A 1,311-nucleotide genomic window follows, 5' to 3' on the forward strand; every position below is an offset into this window, starting at 1 on the left:
GCGTGGGCTCCCGTCGGGAGGATCTGACGGCCCCCGTCGCCCAGCTGCAACCGGGTGGGCTACCCGGCGGATGCCCGGTGACGCGGGGGGTTGGTGATCTCGAGCTGTACTATCACGCCGTGATAGCTGTTGGCGCTTCGTCGTCTGCCCCGCTGCGACGGCACCAACGGCTACCTGGGCGGCCGCTGCGCATGAGCATCGGGTTAGCGATGGCGGTCGGCAGCATCGCGACGGTCTGTTCGTAGCCCTTTCCGTTGTCGGCGAACGTCCTGTCCACCAGGCCGGTCGAGTAGGTGTCGCTGGCCGCCAGCAGCCCGGCGATGAACGTCAGCCCCACGCCGGTCAGCAGCATGTTCTCCATCCTCATGTCTGCCGAACAGATACCGCAGTTAAGCGAGCGCTGCAGGCAACGGACAACCGGGACACTGGGCGAGGAGGCCGTGAAGACGGACGCCGACCAGATCTCCTCTTTGGGCATGGCGATCCAGACCACCGGCGTGCCTGACCTTCTCTCCACCCGCACCCGTGGGGGCGGTGGCGGAAAGGGCGGGCCGGTCGGCGGGGTTGTGACAGAAGCCGACACTGGCGAGGGCGCTGAGGTGTCCGCAGGCAAGGAGGAGAAGGAGGACCGCAATTACGTCAAGGTTGTGTGTCGGTGCAGCCCGCCCGCCGTCATCCGGGTCTCCTCAAAGACCTTGGAGCGCCGCAAGATCAGGTGCGGTGACTGCATGGAGAGCCTTGCACTGGAGCAATCCGACTGAGAGGGACATACGGGCCCCCGGCAGTCCCCTTGAAGGGGACTGCCGGGGGCCGTTCCGCTACGTCTCCGACCGGCTGGCTGGCAGGTTAGCGGTGAGTTACCGTTGCCGTCTTGCCGTGAACCTGCGCAGCCACTCGCTGACAACTGCGATCCTCATAGCCCATACGCTCCCTACTGGCATCCCCATCGCGGGCGGCCCCTTTCCTTGGTCGGTGGACAGTCGCCTCGGAGCCTTCCCACATCAAGATCGCCGGACACGGCACTGTGGCCAACCTGACGTGAACCCGCCGATGCCGAGCAAGGTCTCGGTCTGTCCACCTGTGCGAGTACTTGAAGGGCCAAGGCGTGCAGATCGCCGGCGAGGGTGAAGAGCTCCTTGCCGTAGTTCAGGAGGTGTTCGTAGTGGCCTGCGCCTTCTCCGCGAGGGTGACGGCCTCGGTGACGAGTGGATGGGGCAGGTGCCGGGCCACGTTCACGAGGTGCTGTCGCTCGGCATGAGGCTCGGTGTCGGCGCCGGGCAGCCTGACGACGCGGAGCTGGGGCGCGAGGGG

2 protein-coding genes are annotated in these 1,311 nt (G+C 66.6%); one reads left to right on the top strand and one right to left on the bottom strand.

Annotated elements, in window-relative coordinates:
• Positions 1 to 112: 112 nt before the first annotated feature.
• A complete protein-coding gene (locus CCN42_RS34115) occupies positions 113 to 352 on the bottom strand; it encodes a hypothetical protein (protein ID WP_086741301.1) in 240 nt (79 codons plus the stop codon).
• Between CCN42_RS34115 and CCN42_RS34120 the strand changes: the two genes are divergently transcribed.
• Positions 351 to 761, top strand: coding sequence for a hypothetical protein (locus CCN42_RS34120; RefSeq protein WP_086741302.1), 411 nt, complete (start codon positions 351 to 353; stop codon positions 759 to 761). The two genes, CCN42_RS34115 and CCN42_RS34120, sit on opposite strands and share 2 nt — an antisense overlap.
• Positions 762 to 1,311 lie beyond the last annotated feature (550 nt).

Source organism: Streptomyces glaucescens (assembly GCF_002154375.1).
GTDB lineage: Bacteria > Actinomycetota > Actinomycetes > Streptomycetales > Streptomycetaceae > Streptomyces > Streptomyces glaucescens.